Genomic DNA, 20772 nt, shown 5'->3' with positions numbered 1-20772 from the left:
AAACTTCTACGGGGTTTCCTGCCCGACCGACAACAGCGCGGCCGCCAGCATGTCCGCCGCCGAAGAGCTGAGCGCCAGAGGCACGTCATGCAACATGGCCAGACGCGTTAACGCCTGAAGGTCCACGTCGCCGCCATGCGGGACGGTCGGGTCCGCGAAAAAGATCACGGCATCCAGCTCTCCGGTGGCGACCAACGCGCCCAGTTGCTGGTCACCGCCCCGGTCGCCGCGTTGCAGGCGGCGCACGTCCAGTTCCGGCGCCAGTTCCAGCAGCATCCGGCCCGTGCCACCGGTACAGGTCAGACGGTGCCGCGACAGCGCCGAACGGTGCCGCATGACCCAGGCCCGCAGATGCGCCTTGCGCGTGTCATGCGCCACCAGCGCCAATCGACGCGGAGCCGTGGACACGGCCCGCGACCGCGCCGTGATCGACAGGATCGACCGGACCTGCGCCGCGAAACCCGCGCTGTCAGCCGGAAAGGCCCCGGCCAGCGCCGCCGTGCCCACGGTAAACCCCGCGGCCCCCGCCTGCGCGCAGGCGGCGACACGCTCTTCGCGGTCGATGCTGCCCGCCATGATCACCGGCTTGCCCACCGCGGCGCAGACATCGCGCATCAGGCCCGGCACATCGCCGTCGAAACGATAGGCCAGCAGGTCCAGCCCGTGCACATGTTCAAGATCCGCCAGTTTCCGGGCCGAGCCCACGATGTCCTGTGCCGGGCCCTCCAGCACGCTGGGATGCCCGGTGATCCGTCCCGGAAACGGGTAATAGCGCAGCGGATGATGCCGCGTGACCTCTGTCACCTCGCCCGCCCGCGTCCCGCCCAGCAGACAATCCACGTCAATCTCGACCGCCGCCCGGGCCGAAGCCAGTTCGCTTTCCGCATCAAGGCTTACCACTTCGAGGTAGGACCGCCCGCCGGCGCTGCGGATCGCGGCGGCCAGCCCCTTGAGTTCGGACAGCGGCAGGCCAACGTCCTTGAACCCGATGTGGCGCACCCCGCCTTCCAGCGCTTCTTCCAGCCGGGCGCGGGCGTCCGGGATGGTGCGGTCATTTTCGGTCAGCATCAGGATGAAATCAAAGGCCATGGCTCAGGTCTCCGAAGGCTGAAGGGGCGTGGCACGGATCCAGTTGGGGGCCGCGTCCACGATCTGAAGATGCGGACGATGCAGGCTTGCATCGATCAACGCGGACAGGTGGCCAAGCGCCGCCCCCGGCATCAGACCCGCCGCGATCAGGGCGGAAAACACATCCCCCACCCCATGCGGGACACCGTTGCGCAGGGCGGTCGGAAAGCTTCGCACGCCGTCCGCCGTAACCCGCAGGACCCCCGTGGTCCCCTGCCCCAGCGGCGCCGAGGTCACGAGGATCTCGCCGGTCCGCTCCAACAGGACTTCTGCCGCCTTCTGCACCTTGTCCAGCCTGTCCAACGGCGCATCGGTGAGCCAGCCAAGTTCGAACAGGTTCGGCGTCAGCACATCTGCCAAGGGCGCAAGGTCATCGCGCAACGCCTGCGCAGCATCGCCGGGCAGATACAGGCCCTTCGGCAGGTCGCCGAGGATCGGATCGACAATGACCCGCACGCCGGCCTTGCGTGCCCGCTGCGCCAGATCCACGGCCAGCGCCACGTGATCGGGTGTCGGCAGATATCCCAGAAGAACCGCATCGTGATCCGCCAGCCAGCCGTTTGCCTCCAACGCGCCGATCATCTCCTGAAGTTGTGCAACCGGCACGGGCGCGCCAGCCACGTGCGGCCAACCGGGATGGTTCGATAGCACGGTGGTCGGCAACTGCGTCACCCCATGCCCCAGCGCCTGCAAAACGGGCGCAGCCGCGGACAGGCCCACATGCCCATGGGCGACCCAACTGGACAGGATCAGGATTTGGGCCATCGCTGCCCCCGCGTCTTGCAAGCCTTGCCGCGCATCCCTGTCCCCTTGCCCGATGTTCGCGCTCACATCCTATTGGTCCCGGCGCATGGGGTGAAGCCGATTTCCGCCGCCGGTGCCGAGGGCCCGTGCCTCACGCTCAGGAAGCACTTGGCGTGGGTTTCCCGCAGCGGTATTCAGACGCTCCGGAACAGAGCAGGGAGCCCATACGTGTCAGTTGCCGCCGAACGCATCAATCGCACCATTGCCCAGGACATCGGGGCAAACCCGACTCAGGTCGCCGCCGCCGTTGGGCTGCTGGATGAGGGCGCAACGGTGCCTTTCGTCGCCCGTTATCGCAAAGAGGTGACCGGTGGTCTGGACGACACGCAACTGCGCCTGCTGTCCGACCGTCTGTCCTACCTGCGCGAAATGGAGGCGCGGCGCGAAACGATCCTGTCATCGATCAAGGAACAGGGCAAACTGACCGACGCGCTGGCCCGCGACATCGCCCGCGCCGAAACCAAATCGACGCTGGAAGACATCTATCTGCCCTTCAAACCCAAGCGCCGCACCAAGGCGATGATCGCGCGGGAGAACGGGCTGGAGCCGCTGCTGCGCGCAATCCTCGACAATCGCAGTGCCGACCCCGCCAAGTTGGCCGAGGGATATGTCACCGAAAACGTGCCCGGCACCAAGGAGGCGCTGACAGGCGCGCGCGATATCCTGACCGAGGAACTTGCCGAAAACGCGCATCTGCTGGGCAAGCTGCGCGATTTCATGCGGTCCGAGGCCTATATCGCGGCCAAGGTTGTGCCCGGCAAGGAGGAAGAAGGCGCCAAGTTTTCGGATTATTTCGATCATCGTGAGAACTGGGCCGATATTCCCGCTCACCGCGCGCTGGCCATCCTGCGCGCCGCCAAAGAGGACATCGTCTCGATCGAGATCGCGCCCGACCCCGAAACCGGCGCGCCGCGTGCCGTCAACATGGTTGCCGCCGAAATCGGCATCACCGGCGACGGGCCGGGCGACAACTGGCTGCGCGAGGCCGCCAGCTGGATCTGGCGGATCAAGCTGAGCCTGACCATGTACATGGATCTGATGGTCGACCTGCGCCGCCGCGCACATGAAGAGGCGATCACCGTTTTTGCGCGCAACCTCAAGGATCTGCTTCTGGCGGCTCCGGCCGGGCCGCGCGCCACTCTGGGGCTTGATCCCGGCATCCGCACCGGCGTCAAGGCGGCGGTGGTCGACGCCACGGGCAAACTTCTGGAAACGGCGACGCTGTATCCTTTTCAGCCCAAGAACGACATTCGCGGTTCCGAGGCGAAGATCATCGAACTGGTGCGCAAGCATGGCGTCGAACTGATCGCCATCGGCAATGGCACCGCCAGCCGCGAAACGGAACGGTTGGTGGCAGAGACGATCAAGCTCTTGCCCGGCGACACCAAAAAGCCGACCAAGGTTGTCGTCTCCGAGGCGGGCGCCTCGGTCTATTCGGCCTCGGAACTGGCCGCGCGCGAGTTTCCCGATCTGGACGTCAGCCTGCGCGGCGCGGTTTCCATCGCGCGGCGTTTGCAGGACCCGCTGGCGGAACTGGTCAAGATCGAACCCAAATCCATCGGCGTTGGCCAATATCAGCACGACGTCGACCAGCGCCGCCTGACACAGGCTCTGGAGGCAATGGTCGAAGATGCGGTGAACGCCGTGGGCGTCGACGTGAACATGGCCTCGGCGCCACTGTTGTCACATGTTGCCGGGCTGGGCCCGCGTCTGGCCGAGGCTATCGTGGCGCATCGTGACGAAAACGGTGCCTTCCCCTCGCGCAAGGCCCTGCTGAAGGTGGCGGGCCTTGGCCCCAAGGCCTTTGAACAGGCTGCCGGGTTCCTGCGCATCCGCGACGGCGCCGAACCGCTGGACGCCTCTTCGGTTCACCCCGAAGCCTATGGCGTGGCCAGCCGCATCGTTGCGGCCTGCGGGCGCGATCTGCGGCAGATCATGGGCAATGGCGCGGCGCTCCAGGGCCTGCGTGCCGAGGATTTCGTCGATGACACCTTTGGTCTGCCCACCGTGCGCGACATCCTGAGCGAACTGGAAAAACCGGGCCGCGACCCGCGGCCAGAGTTCAAGACAGCCTCCTTTGCCGACGGGGTCGAGGACATCAAGGATCTGAAACCCGGCATGATGCTGGAAGGCACGGTGACAAACGTCGCCGCCTTCGGGGCCTTTGTCGACATCGGCGTGCATCAGGACGGGCTGGTCCACATCAGTCAACTGGCCGATAAATTCGTCAAGGACCCGCATGAGGTGGTCAAGACCGGCGATCTGGTCAAGGTCCGTGTGGTCGAGGTCGACATCCCGCGCAAGCGGATCGGCCTGTCGATGCGCAAACAGCAGGACGGCGGCGCGGCGCGCGACAACCGCGACGCGCGTGACCATCGGGACAATCGCAAGGGCGGCGGGCCGCGTGGCGCGGGTCCGCGTGGCGGCCCCAAACCCGGCGGCGGCAAGCAGCCGCCACGCGACAGCGGGAACGGCGCGCTTGGCGACGCCCTGCGCGCGGCGATGAACAAGAAACGCTAGCGTCAGAAACGTTCGACCCAGGGCCTGAGCGCGATTTCATGCGACCAGGCGCTGCGGTCCTGTTCGATCAGGTGGCGATAGCTGCGCGCGATGGCCTCGGGGCGCAGCATGGAACCGGGCCTGTCCTCCGGCTCTGTCCGGCCCGGGTTCAGGATCGCGCCGTCGATGTTGACCCAAACGACGTGAATGCCCTGCGGGTGCAGCTCACGCGACATGCTTTCTGCCAGTCCGCGCTGGGCGAATTTCCCCATGGCAAAGGGTGCGGATTGCGGAAATCCTTTGACCCCGGCAGAGGCCCCGGTGAACAGGATCGTGCCGCGCACGCCATCGACCGGCTGCGCCTGCAACATGCGGCGCGCGGCGTGCTTTCCCGCCAGAAATGCCCCGATGGCCGTCACGTCGACTGCGGCGCGGACCGCATCGGCATCCAGTTCGGCCACCGGGCCGCGCACCCGTGCGGACGGGTTGTAGACCACCACCCGGGGCGCGGCAGGCAGATCATCGAACAGGTGCGAAACGGCGTCTTCGTCGGTCGCATCCAGCAAGACCCGTCGGGCGTTGGTCTCTTCGGCGACCTTATGCATCTTTACGCCGCTGCGCGCGGCCAGCGTCAGGGCGTGATCCCGCGCCAGTTCCCGTGCCAGCGCCGCGGACAAGCCTTCGCCCGCACCGATGATGAGCGCTTGCGCCTTGGCCATTTCACCCTCTCCCTGAAACGCTGCCCGCAGCTTAGTGGCAAATCGGCGGCGGTCAAAACCTCGGCCCCCGCCGGCATTACGGAGGGGGCCTTGTGCGATCCTGCGCGGATCACTTGGGTTCGAACAGGGCGGTCAGCCGGCGTTGCAGCGACGCGCTTTCGTCCCGCAGGGCGCTCAACCGCTCGGCTGCGGCGACGATCTCGGTCTCGGTGCCGTCCAGCGCCTTGATATAGCGGGTGCGCAGCGTGTCGACTTCTACCGCGTCCAGGTTGGCGCGCAGGCGGGCCTGTTCATTGCTCAACTCGCGCTGGCGGGTTTCCAGCGCATCGATTTCCTGCTCGACCGTGCGCGCCCGGCGCAGGAGGTCATGCGCCTTGTCAAAGCTGTCGATCAGGGGGGCGGCAACCTCGATCCGGCCGCCGCGGACGTCCAGAACGAGCTGTTCGAATTCATGCGAACCCAGGCTCATCTGGCGGTTGCTGCGCGCTCGTTCGACCAGTTCGACGGCGACCAGCCCGTCTTCGACCGGGACAGTGACCCGCAGGAATCCCGCGCCGCGTTCGACGGTGCCCGGCGCCTTGTCCAGTTCGCCAAAGCCTTCGGGGTGTTCGACCGAGAACAGCGTCGCCTCTTCCGGCACTTCGGCGTCATATCGGGTGGTCCGCAGCGTCACCATCGACACGGTGACGGTATCCCCGCCCGAGATCATGCCCGCCACGCGCTGAGTCTGCCTGCGGTCGGTCAGAACCTTTGCGCCGGTGGCGGTGGCATAGGGCAGAAGGCGGCTTTGCCCCGCCAACATCCCGTTGAACGGCGCATCGCCCACGAATCCGTTGGAATCCTGAACCGAGACCAGCCCCGGTGCCAACGCCTGATCCGCCTGCAAGGACGCCGCCATCAAGACGCTGTTCCCGGTCTTGAGAGGACGATACAGCGCGCGGATCTCTGGTTCGATCGGCATGTCCAAATACATCAGGTTCGCCGTCCGCCCGTCGCCAAGGTCAACCGGTTGCGGCATGGCATAGCGCAGGATCCCCGCACCGCTCAGCGCCTCGGCCGCGCGGGCCGTCCCCGAAGGCGCCGGCGGCGCAGCCAGCGCCATTTCCGCCCGGGGGGCGAATTTGACCATCGGCGCGGCCATTGCAACACGGCCCGAGGCCCCGCTGTCCGGGGCCACCTGGATCGGGCGCGGCCCCGAAGGCGGTTCGTTGCGGGCAATATACAGCGGGTCGATCAGGTCGCGCCGATAGGCCACCGGCGATCCGGTGGTCAGCGTTAGCGCCACCGCGTTCCAATCCTGCCCCGAGACGTTTTCGACCGTGGCCCAGCCCTGAAACCGGCCTTCGTCCAGCAACAGCCGCCACGAGTTTTTCCAAGCCGCCACTTCGGTCACATAAGACAGCTGCACGTCGCGCGCCTCGGACGCTTCAAGCGTCAGGTCAAACCGACGGGACTTGCTGTCGCGGCGGTCGGCGTCCATTGCGCGTGCAAGCTGTTCGGCCACCGACTCGGAAAAGGTGACCTGCGCGCCGGGCATCAGGACGATGTCCTGCACCCCGTCTTTGGTCAGCATAAGGACGCTGGTCCGCAGCACCTCTGCGCCGTCCTCGGCCATCTGTATGTCGGACACCCCCATGACGCGGCCACTGAAGGCCCCGCGCGAGGTGGTGACTTCCAACGTTTCACCGATCATCGCGCGCACCATGGCCTCGGTCGTGCGGGGTACGCCATCGGAAAAGATCGTATCGGCCAGGGCGGCAAGGCTGCTGCCCGGCGTATCAGTCTGAAGATCCACGACCCCGCCCGCCGGGTCGCGCACCACCAGCGAAGCAAGCACATCATCGGAATCGCGCATCGGCACCTCGAAGGACAAGGTGTTGCCCTCGGCCTGCGCAACAAAAGTATAGCGGGCAATCCCGGCCTGCCCCAGTTCGATCCGCGTGATCTCGGGCGAGGCGAAGGCAAGGCTGGCAAGGCAGGTGCTGGCCAGAAGGGCCGGCAGGAAAATGGATTTGGTCATGGTCATGGTCTCCTCATGCTCGCGGGCGGTGAAATGACCGCACGATAAGTCTACGACGCAGCAGCCCCCCGCGTCCTTGGCCCCGAACCGCAAAAAATGAAAAAAAGTTCTTGGCGGTGCCACGGGCCTGTCCCCCATGGGGGTGCCGCGGCCCGTGCTTCCTGTTACGAAATCGCATGGCACGCACCGTTACCGTCCAGTTGCTCGACTATCCGGGCGCGCAGAAATCGGCCCTGTGGGGCGCGCGGGACCTGTTCGACTATGCCAATTCACAGGCCGAATCCGTCGGCCGCCCGCTATTCCGCACCCAGATCGTGACCGCGCCACAGGGCCAGCCGGACGTTCTTATCCTGCCTCCTGCGCTGTCGCTGAACCCGCCCGAATTGCCAGAGGCGTGGTGCGCCGGACTGCTGTCGCGGCACAAGTCCGGTACGGTCATGGCCTCGGTCTGTTCCGGGGCGTTCCTGCTGGGGCAGACCGGTTTGCTGGATGGCCGCCGGGTCACGACCCACTGGCGGCACGCGGCAGGGTTTCGCCAGCGCCACCCCAAGGCCATCGTCGAAACCGACCGTCTGCTGGTCGATCTTGGGGACATCGTGACAGCGGGAGGCGTCATGGCTTGGACGGACCTCAGCCTGCATCTGATCCAGCGCTTTGGTGCGCGGCAATTGATGCTGGATGTGGCGCGGATGTTCGTACTGGACCCGCCAGAGCGGGAACAGAGCTATTATGCGACCTTCCTCCCCAACACCAAACACAGCGACGACAGGATCGCAACAGTGCAGGCACGGCTGCAAGAGAACCCCGGTGGCGCGCATACGGTGGCCACGCTGGCGCAGGCGGCGGTCATGTCCGAACGCAGCTTTCTGCGGCGCTTCAAAGAGGCCACGGGCCTGACACCCGTGGCCTATCTGCAATTCCTGCGGGTCGAATCCGCCCGGTCGCGACTGGAACTGACCCGCGACAGTTTCGAGAGGATCAGCTGGGATCTGGGCTATAGCGACACCGCAGCTTTTCGGCGGGTGTTTCGCCGGATCGTCGGGCTGACACCGTCGGAGTATCGCCGCCGTTTTGGCTCGGGTACCGAACGGTCAGGCCTTTGACCGGCGCAGGTACAGACCTGTCAGAACCAGCCAGATCCCGGCCAGCATCGCCGTCTGTGCCCAGTACGGCCAGACCGGCTGTCCTTCGGCCAGCACCGAGGCCAAGGCATCGGACAGGTTCACCGAAGTCAGACCAAGAATCGTGAAGGCCAACACGATCAGCGCGATGGGCACCACCTTGATGTCACGCGCGGCGGCATAGAACAGGCCAACGTAGCTGAGCACCGCGAAAGAGATGATCTTGTCCTGATAGGCGTAGAACGGCGTGTCGTAATAGACGAAAAGCACCGGCACCTTGATGCCAAAGAAATGCGCGACGGACATGGCGACAAAATAGAGGACACAGGCCAGCAGGCCGAGGCGAAGAAGTTGGGGCATGGGGACATTCCTTTGCGGGTGGATTGCCAGACAGATGCCACCGGATGCCGCATCGCTTCAGGGGCAATCCTGCCACTTGTCCATCCGATCCCGCCATTTCCGCCGTCAGTCGAAATGCGGCGCCGCCCCGGCAAGATAGGCGGGCGGCTCTGTCCCCGCCATCTTGAGCAACCGCGCCGCCACGAATTTGGCGATCGGACGGGCCCGGGGCAGGTTCGCAGCGGCCAACCCGTGAATCCGGCCCGTCAGAACCTTGCCCGGACGCAGTTCGATCAACGTCCCCGCCTTCAGCTGGGGCGTGATGAAAGCCCGCGACACCAGCGCCGCCCCCGCGCCCGATTCTGCCAGCCGCATGGCCGCCGACATCGAATTCACCCGGATTTCACGCCCTTTGAAGGCCACCTGCTCTCCCACGGCGCTGCGCCATGCAGACCACGTCTCACGCGAGCCGACGCTTTCAATAAACGTCCCCTCGGTCCAGGCGCTGCCGTGGCGGTCGAGGTAGCCGGGCGCGCAGACCGCTGTCAGCCTTTCGCGAACCAGCGGCAACAGGCCCGTGCCGCCCCCGGCCCCCGAAGCGACCGAAAAGATCAGGTCATCGCGTTCGCCGCGCCCGCCGCCCGCCTGATAATCAACGGTCAGGTCAAATTGCAGGTCAGGAAATTCGGCCATCAAATGGGCAATACGCGGCGCGATCCAATGATCGGCGAAGGTTGGTGAATAACAGCTGATCGTGACCACGCCCCGGCGCGCGCCGGTAAACAGGCGCGAGGTTGCACCGTATAGCGAAGACAACGCCTCGCTGACCTGCGGGTGATAGGCATAGCCTTCGTCGGTCAGAACAATATGGCGGCCGCGCCGTTCAAACAGCGATGCGCCCAGCGCCTGTTCCAGCTTCTTGATCTGGATCGAAACCGCGGCCTGTGACAGGCCCAGTTCCTCTGCCGCCTTGGTAAAGCTGAGACTGCGGGCAGCGCTGTCAAAGGCCGCGAGCCAAGCCAGATTAAGCGTCGAATCACGGCGCATTGGAACATCCATAAATTATTTGGGTGCTGAATATCACGAACACGCGGTTTGAGACCGATTTCCGCCGCGTCCAGTGTGAATTTTTCATGACAACCATAGGGTTCACATACGCCAAACTCCATCCAAGCATCTGAAAACAATAACTTCCATCAAGGTGCATACCACGTCATGCGCCGCTCCCCTCCAAACGTCAAAAAACTGTCGCAAGAAGCGTGAAGAAGCCCCCAAGGCAATTTCGCCTCCATCCATTCGACCGGGCCAGCGCCCGAGGGATCGTACAATGAAAAAGTCGCTCTTCCTGTCCGCGGCCATCGCACTGGCCAGCACCGCCGTCTCCGCCGAAACGCTTCGCATCCCGCATGAACTTGGGTTCGGCGGCTCCGAGTCGCTTGATCCGATTTCGCCCCAGCGTTTCTACGAGGCGATCCAGAACATGTATTCGCGCCTTGTCCGGCAGGGCGACGATGGCCGTCCCTCGCCCGATCTGGCCCTGTCGTGGGAAGCCACCCCGGACGCCAAGGAATGGACCTTCAACCTGCGCCCCGGCGTGACCTTCCACAATGGCAGTGCCTTCACCGCCGAAGACGTGGCCTTTTCGCTGATGCGCACCCAGTCCGAGGCTATCGACAGCCCGACCAAAGGCGTCATGGCGATCATCGACCGTGTCGAGGTGATCGACGACATGACCGTCAAGGTCGTGCTCAAGCAGGCGCACGCCGATTTCCCGCTGCTGGTCATGGACTACCGGATCAAGATGCTGGACGCGGAAACCTGCGGCGGTGATCTGGATGCGATCTGTGACACCGGCGTCGGCACCGGCCCGTACAAGCTGGCCGAACTGGACGTGTTGGGAACCACCACGCTGGACCGCTTTGATGACTACTACGGCGGCCTTCCCGGCGTCGAAAAGCTGGAACTGATTGCCATTGCCGATCAGGCTGCCCGCGTTGCCGCGCTTCAGGCCGGCCAGATCGATTTTATCTACGCGCTGTCCGCCGAACAGAAACCTTTGTTCGAGAACAACCCGAACTTCACCGTGCAGGAAGTCGCCACCGGCCGATGGGTCGGCATGATCATGAACACGACCATGGCGCCCTTCGACGATCCGCGCGTGCGCAAGGCGATCCGCATCTCGGTCGACCGTGACGCCTTGGGCAAACTGGTTTATGGCCCCGGCGGCTATGTCACCAACTGCGACCACCCGGTCTGGTCGGGCGATCAGTACCGCGCCGACATCGACTGCCCGCGTGATATCGATCAGGCCAAGGCGTTGTTGGCCGAAGCAGGCTATCCCGACGGTCTGACAGTGGAACTGTTCGTCTCGGACATCTCCGAAGGCGCGATCCGCATGGCCGAGGTGCTGCAAAATCAGGCGGCCGATGCGGGTATCACCATCGAACTGGTCCAGGCCCCTTCGGACGGGTTCTGGGGCGATGTCTGGATGAAAGAAGCCTTCTTCGCCACCGGCTGGTCGCAGCGTCCAGCCGATCAGGTCCTGAACGAAGCCTTCCGTTCGACCGCCGCATGGAATGAAAGCGCTTGGAACGACCCCGCCTTTGACGCCGGACTGGATGCCGCGCGTCAGGAACTGGACTTTGCCAAGCGCAAGGAACTGTACGGCGATCTTCAGCGCACCCTGTTCGAAGAGGGAGGCAGCTTTATCCCCGTCCACCTGAAAACCGTGCGTGCCTTCTCGTCCAAACTGTCGGGCGTCGACCCGGTCGAGGATTTCTCGATCCGCTACGAGAACGTCACCAAGGCCGAATGACCGGACCTTTGACCTGACCTGCGCGCCGTCCCCGCCCCCGGGGGCGGCGCCCTACCTTGAGGAGTTTCCCATGACGGGACTTATCCTGCGTCGCTTCGGCTTTGCCGCCTTCACCATCGGCTTTGTCTCGATCATCATGTTCGCCGCTGTCGAGGCGCTGCCCGGCAATGTCTGCACCGCGTTCCTGCAACGTTTTGCACAGGGGCCGCGGCTGGAACGCTGTATCGAACAGCAAGGGCTGGACCGGTCCGCCATCCAACGCTACGGCGATTGGGTCACAGGTGCCGTTCAAGGCGATTTCGGCTACTCTCTCAAGAAACGCAAACCGATCAACGAACTGATCGGCGAACGCTTTGCCAATACCGCGCTGCTGGGCGGATTGGCCGCGCTGCTGGCGATCCCGCTGGCGATCTTTCTTGGCATCGTCGCCGGGGTCCGTCGCGACAGGCCCGCCGACCTGACCCTTTCTGGGCTGGCGATGCTGGCCATGACGATACCGGAATTCGTCACGGCCACCGGACTGATCTACGTTTTTGCCATCACGTTGCAATGGTTCCCGGCTGTGACCATCATGCGGCCCGGGATGGGCCTGATGGACATGCTGCCGGTGATCGTTCTGCCCGTCATGGTGCTGTCGGCGGTCCTGATCGCGCATATCATGCGGATGATGCGCGCCTCGGTGATCGACGTGATGGCCTCGGACTATGTGCAGATGGCCCGTCTGAAAGGCGTGCCAGAGCGCGAGATCATCCGCCGCCATGTGGTGCCCAACGCCATGATCCCGGCGCTGAACGTCATCGCGCTGACCATCGCCTGGCTGCTGGCGGGCGTCGTGGTCGTCGAGAAGGTCTTTAACTACCCCGGGCTGGGCACGCTGATGATCCAGGCCATTCATGACCGCGACCTGCCCTTGGTGCAGGCCATCGCGCTGATTTTTTCCGTCATCTACGTGGGCGTGAACCTGCTGGCCGATCTGGCCGCGGTGCTGATCGACCCGCGCCTGCGCAGAAAGGGGCATTGAGATGCTTGCTTTGCTTCGCACCGTGGCCTCGCGCCCCTCGGGTGCCATCGGCCTGACCCTGACGCTGGCGCATCTGCTGGTGGCGCTTCTGGCGCCGGTGATCTCTCCGTTCGATCCGACGGCGCAAAATGCCGACGCAATTCTGCTGGCACCTTCGGCCACCCATTGGATGGGCACCGATACGCTGGGCCGCGACATCCTTTCGCGCGTCCTGCACGGCGGGCGGCTGGCCATCGCCGTGACCTTTACCGCCGCCTTGATCGCGACCCTGTGGGGCGGCTTTGCAGGGATTTTCTTTGGCACGGTCGGCGGGCGCATAGACGAACTCTCGATGCGGATCGTCGACGCCTTCCTGTCGATGCCCTGGCTGCTGTTCTTGCTGCTGATCATTTCGATCGGCGGCGCGGGGCCGCTGACCATCATCCCGACGCTGGGCTTTTTCTACGGCGTCGCGGTGCTGCGGGTGATCCGGGGCGCGGCCATGCAGGTCGCCGCCCGCGATTTCATCACCGCCGCCAAGGCGCGGGGCGAGGCGTTGTGGCCAATCCTGACGCGCGAGATGTTCCCCAACCTTTCGGACATCCTGCTGGTCGAAGGTGCCATGCGGTGGAGCTGGATGCTGCTGGCCTTTTCCTCGCTTTCGTTCCTTGGCTTTGGCGCGACGCCGCCCACGCCGGATTGGGGCCTGATGGTGGCGCAGGAACGCGGGTTGCTGGCAACAGCGCCATGGGCGGTGTTCTGGCCCTGCCTCGCGCTGAGTTCCCTCATCATCGGGATCAACCTGCTGGCCGATGCGGTGGGCAAGGCCCTTGGCATCGACCGCACCTCGGCCGTGGCCGTGTAAAGGAGGACAGAATGACCACTCCGCTGATCTCCATCGAATCCCTGTCGTTGGGCTTTGCCGCCCGCGACGGGCGGCAGGCGCCGATCCTGCGCGGCATTTCCCTGACCCTGAACAAGGGCGAAACCCTTGGCATCGTGGGCGAAAGCGGTTCGGGCAAATCCACCGTCGCGCTGGCGATGATGGGCTATCTCAAACCCGGTCTCAGCGTTTTTTCCGGCCGGGCGGTTTTCGATGGCAACGACATGTTCGCCCTGCCGCAGGTCCGGCGCGCGGCGCTGCGCGGGTCCAGCATCGCGCTGATCCCGCAGAATGCCGGGCAGGCTCTGACGCCAACGTTGCGGATCGGTCAACAGATCGAAGAAGCACTGCGCCTGCACACGGACCTGCCGCGCGCCGCGCGGCGAGACCGGGTGATCGAACTGCTGGAGCGTGTGCGCCTGCCTTCGCCCCGCGATCTTGCCGAACGTTACCCGCATGAGCTTTCGGGCGGACAACAGCAGCGCGCTGCCGTCGCCATGGCGCTGGCCGGTCAGGCCAAGGCGCTGTTGCTGGACGAACCGACAACCGGGCTGGATGTCACCACGCAGGCGCATATCCTTGAATTCCTGCGCATGCTTGCGCGCGAAATGGGCGTCGCCATGGTCTATGTCAGCCATGACCTTGGCGTGATCGCCCGCGTGGCCGACCGCGTCGCCGTCATGTATGCGGGCCAAATCGCCGAGGAAGGCCCCACCGCCGAGGTGCTGCGCGCACCGCGCCATCCCTACACGGCAGGGCTGATCGCCTCGATCCCGAGGCTGAACGATCCGGCCATTCCCGCTGCCATGCCCGGCGTGCCACCCAATGTCGGCTCGGTCATCAAGGGCTGCGCCTTTGCCGATCGCTGTCCGCAGGTGGCCGAGGTCTGCCGCCGCACCGCGCCCGCGCCGGCCAAGGTGGGGGATACCCATGCGCGGTGCCATTTCGCCGAGCAGACCCGCACCGAGCCGAAAGTCAGCTACCGTGTTCCCAAACTGTCACAGGATCCGGCGCTTGTGCTGGAGGATGTGGCGATTTCCTATCATACGCCCGGCCTGATGGACCGCTGGACCGGCAAAGCCCCCCCGCCCGCCACCGTGGACCGTGCCGGCCTGACCCTGCGCAAGGGTGAAACGCTGGGCCTTGTGGGCGAAAGCGGATCTGGCAAGTCCACGATCCTGCGCGCCATCGCCGGTCTGGTCGGGGCGCAATCCGGCAGGGTGACGCTGGGCGCGAAAGAGGATCTGTCGAAACCCGTGCGGGCGCGTGACCGCGACACGCTGCGCCGGGTACAGATGATCTTTCAGAACGCCGACGCCGCGCTGAACCCACGCCAGACTGTCGGCGAAATTCTGGCCGCCCCGTTGCGGCTGTATTTCAGCCTGACGGCCGAGGCCGCACGGGCGCGTGCGGGCGAATTGCTTGAACAGGTGCGCCTGCCGGCCCGCTACCTCGACCGGTATCCCGGCCAGTTGTCAGGCGGAGAGAAACAGCGCGTCGGCGTGGCAAGGGCCTTTGCCGCCAACCCCGAGGTGACTCTCTGCGACGAGGTGACCTCGGCGCTGGACGTGTCGGTTCAGGCGGCGGCGCTGGCGCTGCTGACCCGGCTACAGGCGGAAAACGGCAGTTCCTACATCTTTGTCAGTCACGACCTTGCGGTGGTTCGCGCCGTATCCGACCGGGTGGCGGTTCTGTACCAAGGCCGCATCTGCGAGATCGGACCCGCGGCCGAGGTCTATGCTCCGCCCTTCCACCCCTATACCCGCACGCTGATGGGGGCGGTTCTGGAACCCGATCCCGATGTCGCGCCGCGCCTCTTGGCCGACGACATGACGGAAAAGGCCCCACCCGCCAGCGGCTGTCCCTTTCAACGCCGCTGTCCGCATCGCATCGACGCGATCTGCGACACAATGGTGCCGCCCGCGCGCGAGACAGCGCCGGGCCACCTGATCCATTGCCATCTCGACACGGCCCAACTGGCTGAACTGAAGGATTGAAAGACGTGAACAAGGTCATCCTCGTGATCATGGACGGAACCGGCTACGAGGCCGCCGTCTCGCAATGTGGCTATCTTGAAGGCGCGGTCGAACTTGGCTGGGCCAGACGCTGGAAGATGATCACCGCCACTCCGACACTGTCCGGGCCCATGTATGAAACCATCCACACCGGGCTTTGGCCGCATGAGCACGGCATTGCTTCGAACGAGGGGATGCGCGCATCGGAACGGCCCAATGTCTTTTCGCTGGCCCGCGCGGCAGGCAAGACCACGGCGGCCGTGGCACAGGAATATTATCACCGCCTCTATGTCGATCGCCCTTGGGACCGCCTGCGGTCCATCGAACACCATGACGAGGCGACGGACATCCAGCACGGGCGCTTTTACTCGATGGAAGGCTATGGGCCGATCAACGCCGTCGCCCCGGCCGAAATCGATCTTTGTGCGCAGGTCACCCTGATGGCGGAACGCCACGCACCCGATTACCTGCTGCTGCACAGCTGTTCCGCCGACACGCTGGGCCATACCTACGGCGGCGACAGCGCCGAATACCGCTATCAGGTCTGGATGATCGACAATGCCCTGTCGCGGTCCATCCCCACGTGGCGCGAACTGGGTTACGAAGTCATGGTCACCGCCGATCACGGCATGAACGCCGAACGCCACCACGGCGGCATGGAAAAGATCATGCGCGAGGTGCCGTTCTACTATTTTGGCGATGCCACGGCCCCCGAAACCGGGGCAGAGATCAGCCAGCTTGGGCTGGCCGCGACGATCCTCGGGCGGATGGGAGTTGCTCCGGCAGAACAAATGCGCCCGTCTTTCCTCGCCGACTAGGCGTTCGCCGGTATCGCGTTCATCCCTCGCCGCCCGGCGGGGGATGGGCTGATTGCCCTGCTTGGCCCCGTCAGTCGGCCTCCCGGCGGTATCGGTCCCATTGGGCATGGTCCGCGCCACGCTAGGATTGCAGAGCCTCTCACGCACGCACGCGCGCGGTTGCGGGCAAATCCCCTTTGCGCCTTTTGTCGGCTCTCCCAAAGCCTGCGGGAATGGACCGGAAACCGGCAGGCCGCCGCCGCGGGTCAAAGCGCGGCACCTTTGCGACGTTACGTTCCGCAACGTGAAGACGATTGCCGACTCCTTTGCAGGCAGATAGCTTCGATTACGAAAGCTAAATTGGCAGGGGTTCGTTCCCGCCAAACAGGGAGGAGCCCCATGAAGACACGCATAACCACGATGCTGGGCATCGCGCATCCGATCTTACAGGGCGGAATGCATTACGTGGGTTTCGCCGAACTGGCAGCGGCGGTGTCAAATGCAGGGGGGCTGGGCACGATCACCGGCCTGACGCAAAAGACCCCGCAAGCGCTGGCCGAGGAAATCGCGAAATGCCGTGACATGACGGACAAACCCTTTGCGGTGAACCTGACGTTTTTGCCAACGGTCAACGCCCCCGATTATCCGGGTTACGTCAAGGCGATCATCGACGGGGGCGTGACGGTGGTGGAAACCGCGGGCCGCAATCCACAACAGGTCATGCCGCACCTCAAGGCGGCGGGGATCAAGGTCATCCACAAATGCACTTCGGTCCGGCACGCGCTGAAGGCGCAGGAGATCGGCTGTGACGCCGTTTCCGTCGATGGTTTCGAATGCGGCGGCCATCCGGGTGAGGACGATATTCCCAACATGATCCTCCTGCCCCGTGCCGCCGATGAACTAGAGATCCCCTTTGTCGCCTCGGGCGGTATGGCCGACGGGCGCAGTCTTGTGGCCGCCTTGGCGCTGGGGGCCGAAGGCATGAACATGGGCACACGCTTTATCGCGACCCAAGAGGCCCCGGTGCACCAGCGGGTCAAAGAGGCGATTCTTGCCGCGGTCGAACGGGTGCTGGAAACGGAAAAGGCCAAAGGCGCGGCCATCACCTTTGACGACATCATCGACAAGGTTGCCGGCGTGTACCCCAAGGTCATGATCGACGGCGATCTGGATGCCGGGGCGTGGTCCTGCGGCATGGTGGCGGGGCTGATCCACGACATCCCCACGTGCAAGGACCTGATCGACAGAACCATGAGCGAGGCAGAAAGCCTCATCCGGCAACGCCTTGCCGGGATGATCGGCGACTCCGCCGCCGCATAGACAGTCACGACCCGAGGAGACAGAGATGCAATACGAAACAATTACCTGGGCGCTGACGGACGGCGTGGCCGAGATCACCATGAACCGCCCGGAAAATGCCAATGCGCTGAACGCCCGCATGTCCGATGAATTGTTCGACGCCGCCTGCCGCAGCGAGGCCGAAGGGGCGCGGGCCGTGATCCTGACCGGCGCGGGCAAGATGTTCAACGCGGGCGGCGACCTCGCGGAATTCGCCGGGGCCGCGAACAAGGCCGATCACGTCACCCGCATGGCCACCATGATGCATGCCGCCCTGTCGCGCTTTGCACATATGGACGCGCCTCTGATCACGGCGGTGAACGGTTCTGCCGGGGGTGGCGGCTTTTCGATCGCACTATCCGGGGACATCATCCTTGCCTCGGAAAAAGCCAAGTTCGTGTCGGCCTACACTGCCTCGGGCCTGTCGCCGGACGGATCGTCGACCTTTTACCTTGCCAAGCACATCGGCCTGTTGCGCGCCAAGGAACTGATGTTGACCAACCGCGTGCTGACCGCCGAAGAGGCCTGCGCCTGGGGCATGGTCACACGCGTTGTCCCCGCCGATGCTTTGATGACAGAGGCCCGCAAAATGGCAGCACAATTCGCTGCCGGCCCGACAAAGGCCTATGGTGGGGTCAAACGCCTGCTGGAAACCGCCTATTCCGAAAGTCTTGAAACCCAGTTGGACAAGGAAAGCCGATCCATCGCCGCCATGATGCGGACATATGACGGGCCGCATGGCATTGCCTCGTTTCTTGGCAAAACCAAGCCGGAGTATCGCGGCGAATGACCCGAACGGCCATCGACGATGACTGCGGGATCGCTCAGGCACTGAACGTGGTGGGCGAATGGCGCACGCTATTGGTTCTGCGCAACCTGTTTAACGGGATGCGCACCTTTGACGCCATGCAGGCGCATCTGGGAATCTCTACCAGCGTCCTTGCCGCCCGGCTGAAGACTCTGACGGAGGCAGGCGTGATCGAGAAACACCCCTCGCCCCACGATGGCCGCTCGCACGAATACCGCCTGACCGAAAAGGGGTTGGATCTATACCCGGTGCTGGTGTCGCTGCTGCACTGGGGTGAGAAGTGGTCCCCCGGCGCCGGCGGTCCGCGCATGACGCTGGTGGAACGCGCAACCGGAGCACCCGTGCGTCCCATGTCGGTCACCGCGCAAGATGGCCGACCGCTGGACCCGCGAGAGGTGACGCCCGTCCCCGGACCGGGCGCAGGCGCGTACACGCGGGCGCTTGTGGCACGGTGGACGCGGGACAAACAGGCGAAATGACCCCGCGCCGGGCGGCGCTAGACCAGTTTGCCGCCCGGCCATGCGCCCTTTGGCACAAGGTCGCGGGCGACCTCTTGCAACAGGGTTTGTACCGCATCGCGCGCAATGTTGGGCGGCAAACGTTTTGATGTCGCCAGACAGGCCACCCGTTCGATGGGCGGGTCAATGATCTCGGCCGCGCCCAGCAGGCCTGCCTCGATCTCATGCGCGACGGCGGTCTTGGCCACGATGGAATAGCAGGCGCCACTGGCGGGCAACCGCACAAGGACCGAGGGCGAGTCCGCCTCGAAGGCGAAATTCAGCGGAATGTCCGCCTTGCTGGCCCAACGCTCCAGCAACAAACGCAGACCGTGCGGCGGGCGCGTACCCACCAGCGGCGCATTGGCGATCTGATCCGCAGCCACCTGCCCCGCTTGCAACAAGGGCGCATCGGGCGCGCCGATCAGATGCAGTGTTTCCTGCACCAGCGGGCAGGCGTCGAAATCCTCGGTCGCGGTGACGCTGAACAGGATGGCCAGATCCATGCGCCCCTCGCGTAGCAAGCCAGCCAGATCGCCGCTCATGTGTTCCGAGATTTCCAGCCGCACTTCGGGATAGGCCTTTGCCGCCGCAAGGATCAGCGGCGGAGCCAGCACCGGGCAAACGGACCCGGGAATCCCAAGCCGCACCTCGCCAGAGACCAGCGCCTCGCGGGTCTTGAACCAACGTTCTGCGCTTTCGACCTGTGCCAGGATATCCCGCGCGCGCGTGCTGAATTCGCGCCCAAGCGCGGTGGGGGCCACCCCATGCGCGCTGCGGTCCAAAAGACGCGCGCCCAGCGCATCCTCCAGTTTGCGGACATGCTGGCTAAGCGCCGGCTGCGCGACGTTCAGCGAGCGCGCGGCCTTGGAAAAGCTGCCAAGGTCCAGAACGCGCAGAAAGCTGCGCATGTGCTTGTTCTCGATCATCCACCTATTCTGTTTTGTTATTTTAAGAATAACAACATTGTAATTCTTAATGACGCGTCCATTCGATAGCTTCCCGGCAATCGCAGCTTTCGACGCTGCGGGTTCAGGGAGGACATCTGATGACACTAAAGACCCGACTGTTGGCCGCCACCGCTTTGCTGGCCTTTGCCGCACCGGCCTGTGCCGACTATCCCGAAAAACCGATCAACATGATTGTCGGCTTCCGGGCCGGGGGCGGCAGCGATACGGCCGCGCGTATTCTGGCCACCGAGCTTGAGGCCATCATGGGCCAAAAGATCATCGTGGAAAACCGCGGCGGGGCCGGCGGGGCCGTGGCCGCGGAATACCTGCGCCGCCAGCCAGCGGACGGCTATTCCATCGGGTTTGCCGTGGCGACCACCTTTGCCTTTACCCCGTTGACAGGCGGCGTGGCCTACTCCCCCGATGACGTGACCTTTATCGCCACGACCCACGGGTATCGCACGGTCTACGCCGCCCCGCCCGATGCACCTTTCGACGATTGGGAGGGCATGCTGGCCGCCGCCAAGGACCGCGGCTGGATCAACTATGCCTCGATCATTCCGCTGGATCGTGCACTGATCCAGTATATCGGCAAGAAAGAGGACATCGCCGTCAACATCGTGCCCACCCGCGGCGGGGCCGGGGCGCGGCAGGCGGTTCTGGGCGGCCATGTGGACCTCGGGTTTTCCGGTTCGAACGCCTTGCCGATGATGGAGGATGGCGCGCTCAAGATCGTCGCCGCGCTGAACCCCGAAGGTATTTCGGAACATGCCCAGATCCCGACGCTGGCGGCGCTTGGCTACGATGTCGCCGCAAGCGAGGCCGCGGTCTTTTTCGGCCCACCCGACATGGATGCCGAGGCCCGCGCCAAACTGGAAGCCGCGCTGGAGCAAGCCGTGCAATCCGAGCCCTTCCGCGATTTCGTAAACACCAAGTTCCGCGGTCTGGAACTGTTCCGGGACGGTGATGAAACCGCGGCCTCCATCGCCCGCGATGCCAAGGCCTATGACGCGCTTCTCAAGGTCGTGCAGGAGTAAGA

The 20772-nt window shown here is 64.6% G+C and carries 18 protein-coding genes; 11 read left to right on the top strand and 7 right to left on the bottom strand.

The window, feature by feature from the left end; translation table 11 throughout:
• Positions 1-6 precede the first annotated feature (6 nt).
• Together KJP30_RS16215 and KJP30_RS16210 are read right to left on the bottom strand one after the other, a co-directional pair.
• Entirely contained in the window at positions 7-1089 is a 1083-nt protein-coding gene (locus KJP30_RS16215; protein ID WP_218450386.1) for a methylglyoxal synthase, read from the bottom strand.
• 3 nt (positions 1090-1092) lie between these two features.
• Complete coding sequence (locus tag KJP30_RS16210; protein WP_218450385.1) at positions 1093-1893, bottom strand: PfkB family carbohydrate kinase; 801 nt, start codon at positions 1891-1893, stop codon at positions 1093-1095.
• A gap of 207 nt (positions 1894-2100) precedes the next feature.
• Between KJP30_RS16210 and KJP30_RS16205 the strand changes: the two genes are divergently transcribed.
• On the top strand, positions 2101-4452 hold the full coding sequence (locus tag KJP30_RS16205; protein ID WP_218450384.1) for a Tex family protein: 2352 nt from the start codon (positions 2101-2103) through the stop codon (positions 4450-4452).
• A 2-nt stretch (positions 4453-4454) separates the two neighbouring features.
• Here the strand turns inward: KJP30_RS16205 and KJP30_RS16200 are convergent, their stop codons facing one another.
• Entirely contained in the window at positions 4455-5150 is a 696-nt protein-coding gene (locus KJP30_RS16200; RefSeq protein ID WP_218450383.1) for an SDR family NAD(P)-dependent oxidoreductase, read from the bottom strand.
• A gap of 109 nt (positions 5151-5259) precedes the next feature.
• Positions 5260-7170 carry a hypothetical protein gene (locus KJP30_RS16195; protein ID WP_218450382.1) on the bottom strand — a complete coding sequence of 637 codons (1911 nt, stop codon included), beginning with the start codon at positions 7168-7170 and terminating at the stop codon, positions 5260-5262.
• 176 nt (positions 7171-7346) lie between these two features.
• On the opposite strand from KJP30_RS16195, the gene KJP30_RS16190 reads away from it, so the two are divergent.
• Positions 7347-8273 carry a GlxA family transcriptional regulator gene (locus tag KJP30_RS16190; RefSeq protein ID WP_218450381.1) on the top strand — a complete coding sequence of 309 codons (927 nt, stop codon included), beginning with the start codon at positions 7347-7349 and terminating at the stop codon, positions 8271-8273.
• On the opposite strand, the gene KJP30_RS16185 is transcribed toward KJP30_RS16190, so the two are convergent.
• Entirely contained in the window at positions 8262-8651 is a 390-nt protein-coding gene (locus tag KJP30_RS16185; protein ID WP_218450380.1) for a hypothetical protein, read from the bottom strand. The genes KJP30_RS16190 and KJP30_RS16185 overlap by 12 nt on opposite strands.
• 105 nt (positions 8652-8756) lie before the next feature.
• On the bottom strand, positions 8757-9677 hold the full coding sequence (locus KJP30_RS16180) for a LysR family transcriptional regulator (protein ID WP_218450379.1): 921 nt from the start codon (positions 9675-9677) through the stop codon (positions 8757-8759).
• Between the two features lie 280 nt (positions 9678-9957).
• Between KJP30_RS16180 and KJP30_RS16175 the strand changes: the two genes are divergently transcribed.
• The 8 genes from KJP30_RS16175 (at position 9958) to KJP30_RS16140 (ending at position 18765) form a co-directional block, all read left to right on the top strand.
• On the top strand, positions 9958-11445 hold the full coding sequence (locus tag KJP30_RS16175) for an ABC transporter substrate-binding protein (RefSeq protein ID WP_218450378.1): 1488 nt from the start codon (positions 9958-9960) through the stop codon (positions 11443-11445).
• A 70-nt stretch (positions 11446-11515) separates the two neighbouring features.
• A complete protein-coding gene (locus KJP30_RS16170) occupies positions 11516-12466 on the top strand; it encodes an ABC transporter permease (RefSeq protein ID WP_218450377.1) in 951 nt (316 codons plus the stop codon).
• A 1-nt stretch (position 12467) separates the two neighbouring features.
• On the top strand, positions 12468-13310 hold the full coding sequence (locus tag KJP30_RS16165) for an ABC transporter permease (protein ID WP_218450376.1): 843 nt from the start codon (positions 12468-12470) through the stop codon (positions 13308-13310).
• 11 nt (positions 13311-13321) lie between these two features.
• On the top strand, positions 13322-15325 hold the full coding sequence (locus tag KJP30_RS16160) for an ABC transporter ATP-binding protein (protein WP_218450375.1): 2004 nt from the start codon (positions 13322-13324) through the stop codon (positions 15323-15325).
• A gap of 5 nt (positions 15326-15330) precedes the next feature.
• The gene (locus KJP30_RS16155; protein ID WP_218450374.1) at positions 15331-16161 is read left to right on the top strand and encodes an alkaline phosphatase family protein; all 831 of its coding nucleotides are present in this window, start codon (positions 15331-15333) and stop codon (positions 16159-16161) included.
• Between the two features lie 378 nt (positions 16162-16539).
• On the top strand, positions 16540-17460 hold the full coding sequence (locus KJP30_RS16150) for an NAD(P)H-dependent flavin oxidoreductase (protein WP_218450373.1): 921 nt from the start codon (positions 16540-16542) through the stop codon (positions 17458-17460).
• 25 nt (positions 17461-17485) lie between these two features.
• Positions 17486-18268, top strand: a complete 783-nt coding sequence (locus KJP30_RS16145) for an enoyl-CoA hydratase/isomerase family protein (RefSeq protein ID WP_218450372.1) — start codon at positions 17486-17488, stop codon at positions 18266-18268.
• Complete coding sequence (locus KJP30_RS16140; protein WP_218450371.1) at positions 18265-18765, top strand: winged helix-turn-helix transcriptional regulator; 501 nt, start codon at positions 18265-18267, stop codon at positions 18763-18765. The genes KJP30_RS16145 and KJP30_RS16140 overlap by 4 nt, the downstream gene beginning before the upstream one ends.
• Positions 18766-18782: 17 nt before the next feature.
• Here the strand turns inward: KJP30_RS16140 and KJP30_RS16135 are convergent, their stop codons facing one another.
• Positions 18783-19712 carry a LysR family transcriptional regulator gene (locus KJP30_RS16135; protein ID WP_218450370.1) on the bottom strand — a complete coding sequence of 310 codons (930 nt, stop codon included), beginning with the start codon at positions 19710-19712 and terminating at the stop codon, positions 18783-18785.
• Positions 19713-19831: 119 nt separating this feature from the next.
• Between KJP30_RS16135 and KJP30_RS16130 the strand changes: the two genes are divergently transcribed.
• Entirely contained in the window at positions 19832-20770 is a 939-nt protein-coding gene (locus KJP30_RS16130; RefSeq protein WP_218450369.1) for a tripartite tricarboxylate transporter substrate binding protein, read from the top strand.
• Positions 20771-20772 lie beyond the last annotated feature (2 nt).

It is taken from the genome of Antarctobacter sediminis (assembly GCF_019218285.1).
GTDB classification, from domain to species: Bacteria; Pseudomonadota; Alphaproteobacteria; order Rhodobacterales; family Rhodobacteraceae; genus Antarctobacter; species Antarctobacter sediminis.
The sequence above is the reverse complement of the archived record's forward strand: the minus strand, read 5'-3'. Positions and strand labels throughout refer to the sequence as shown.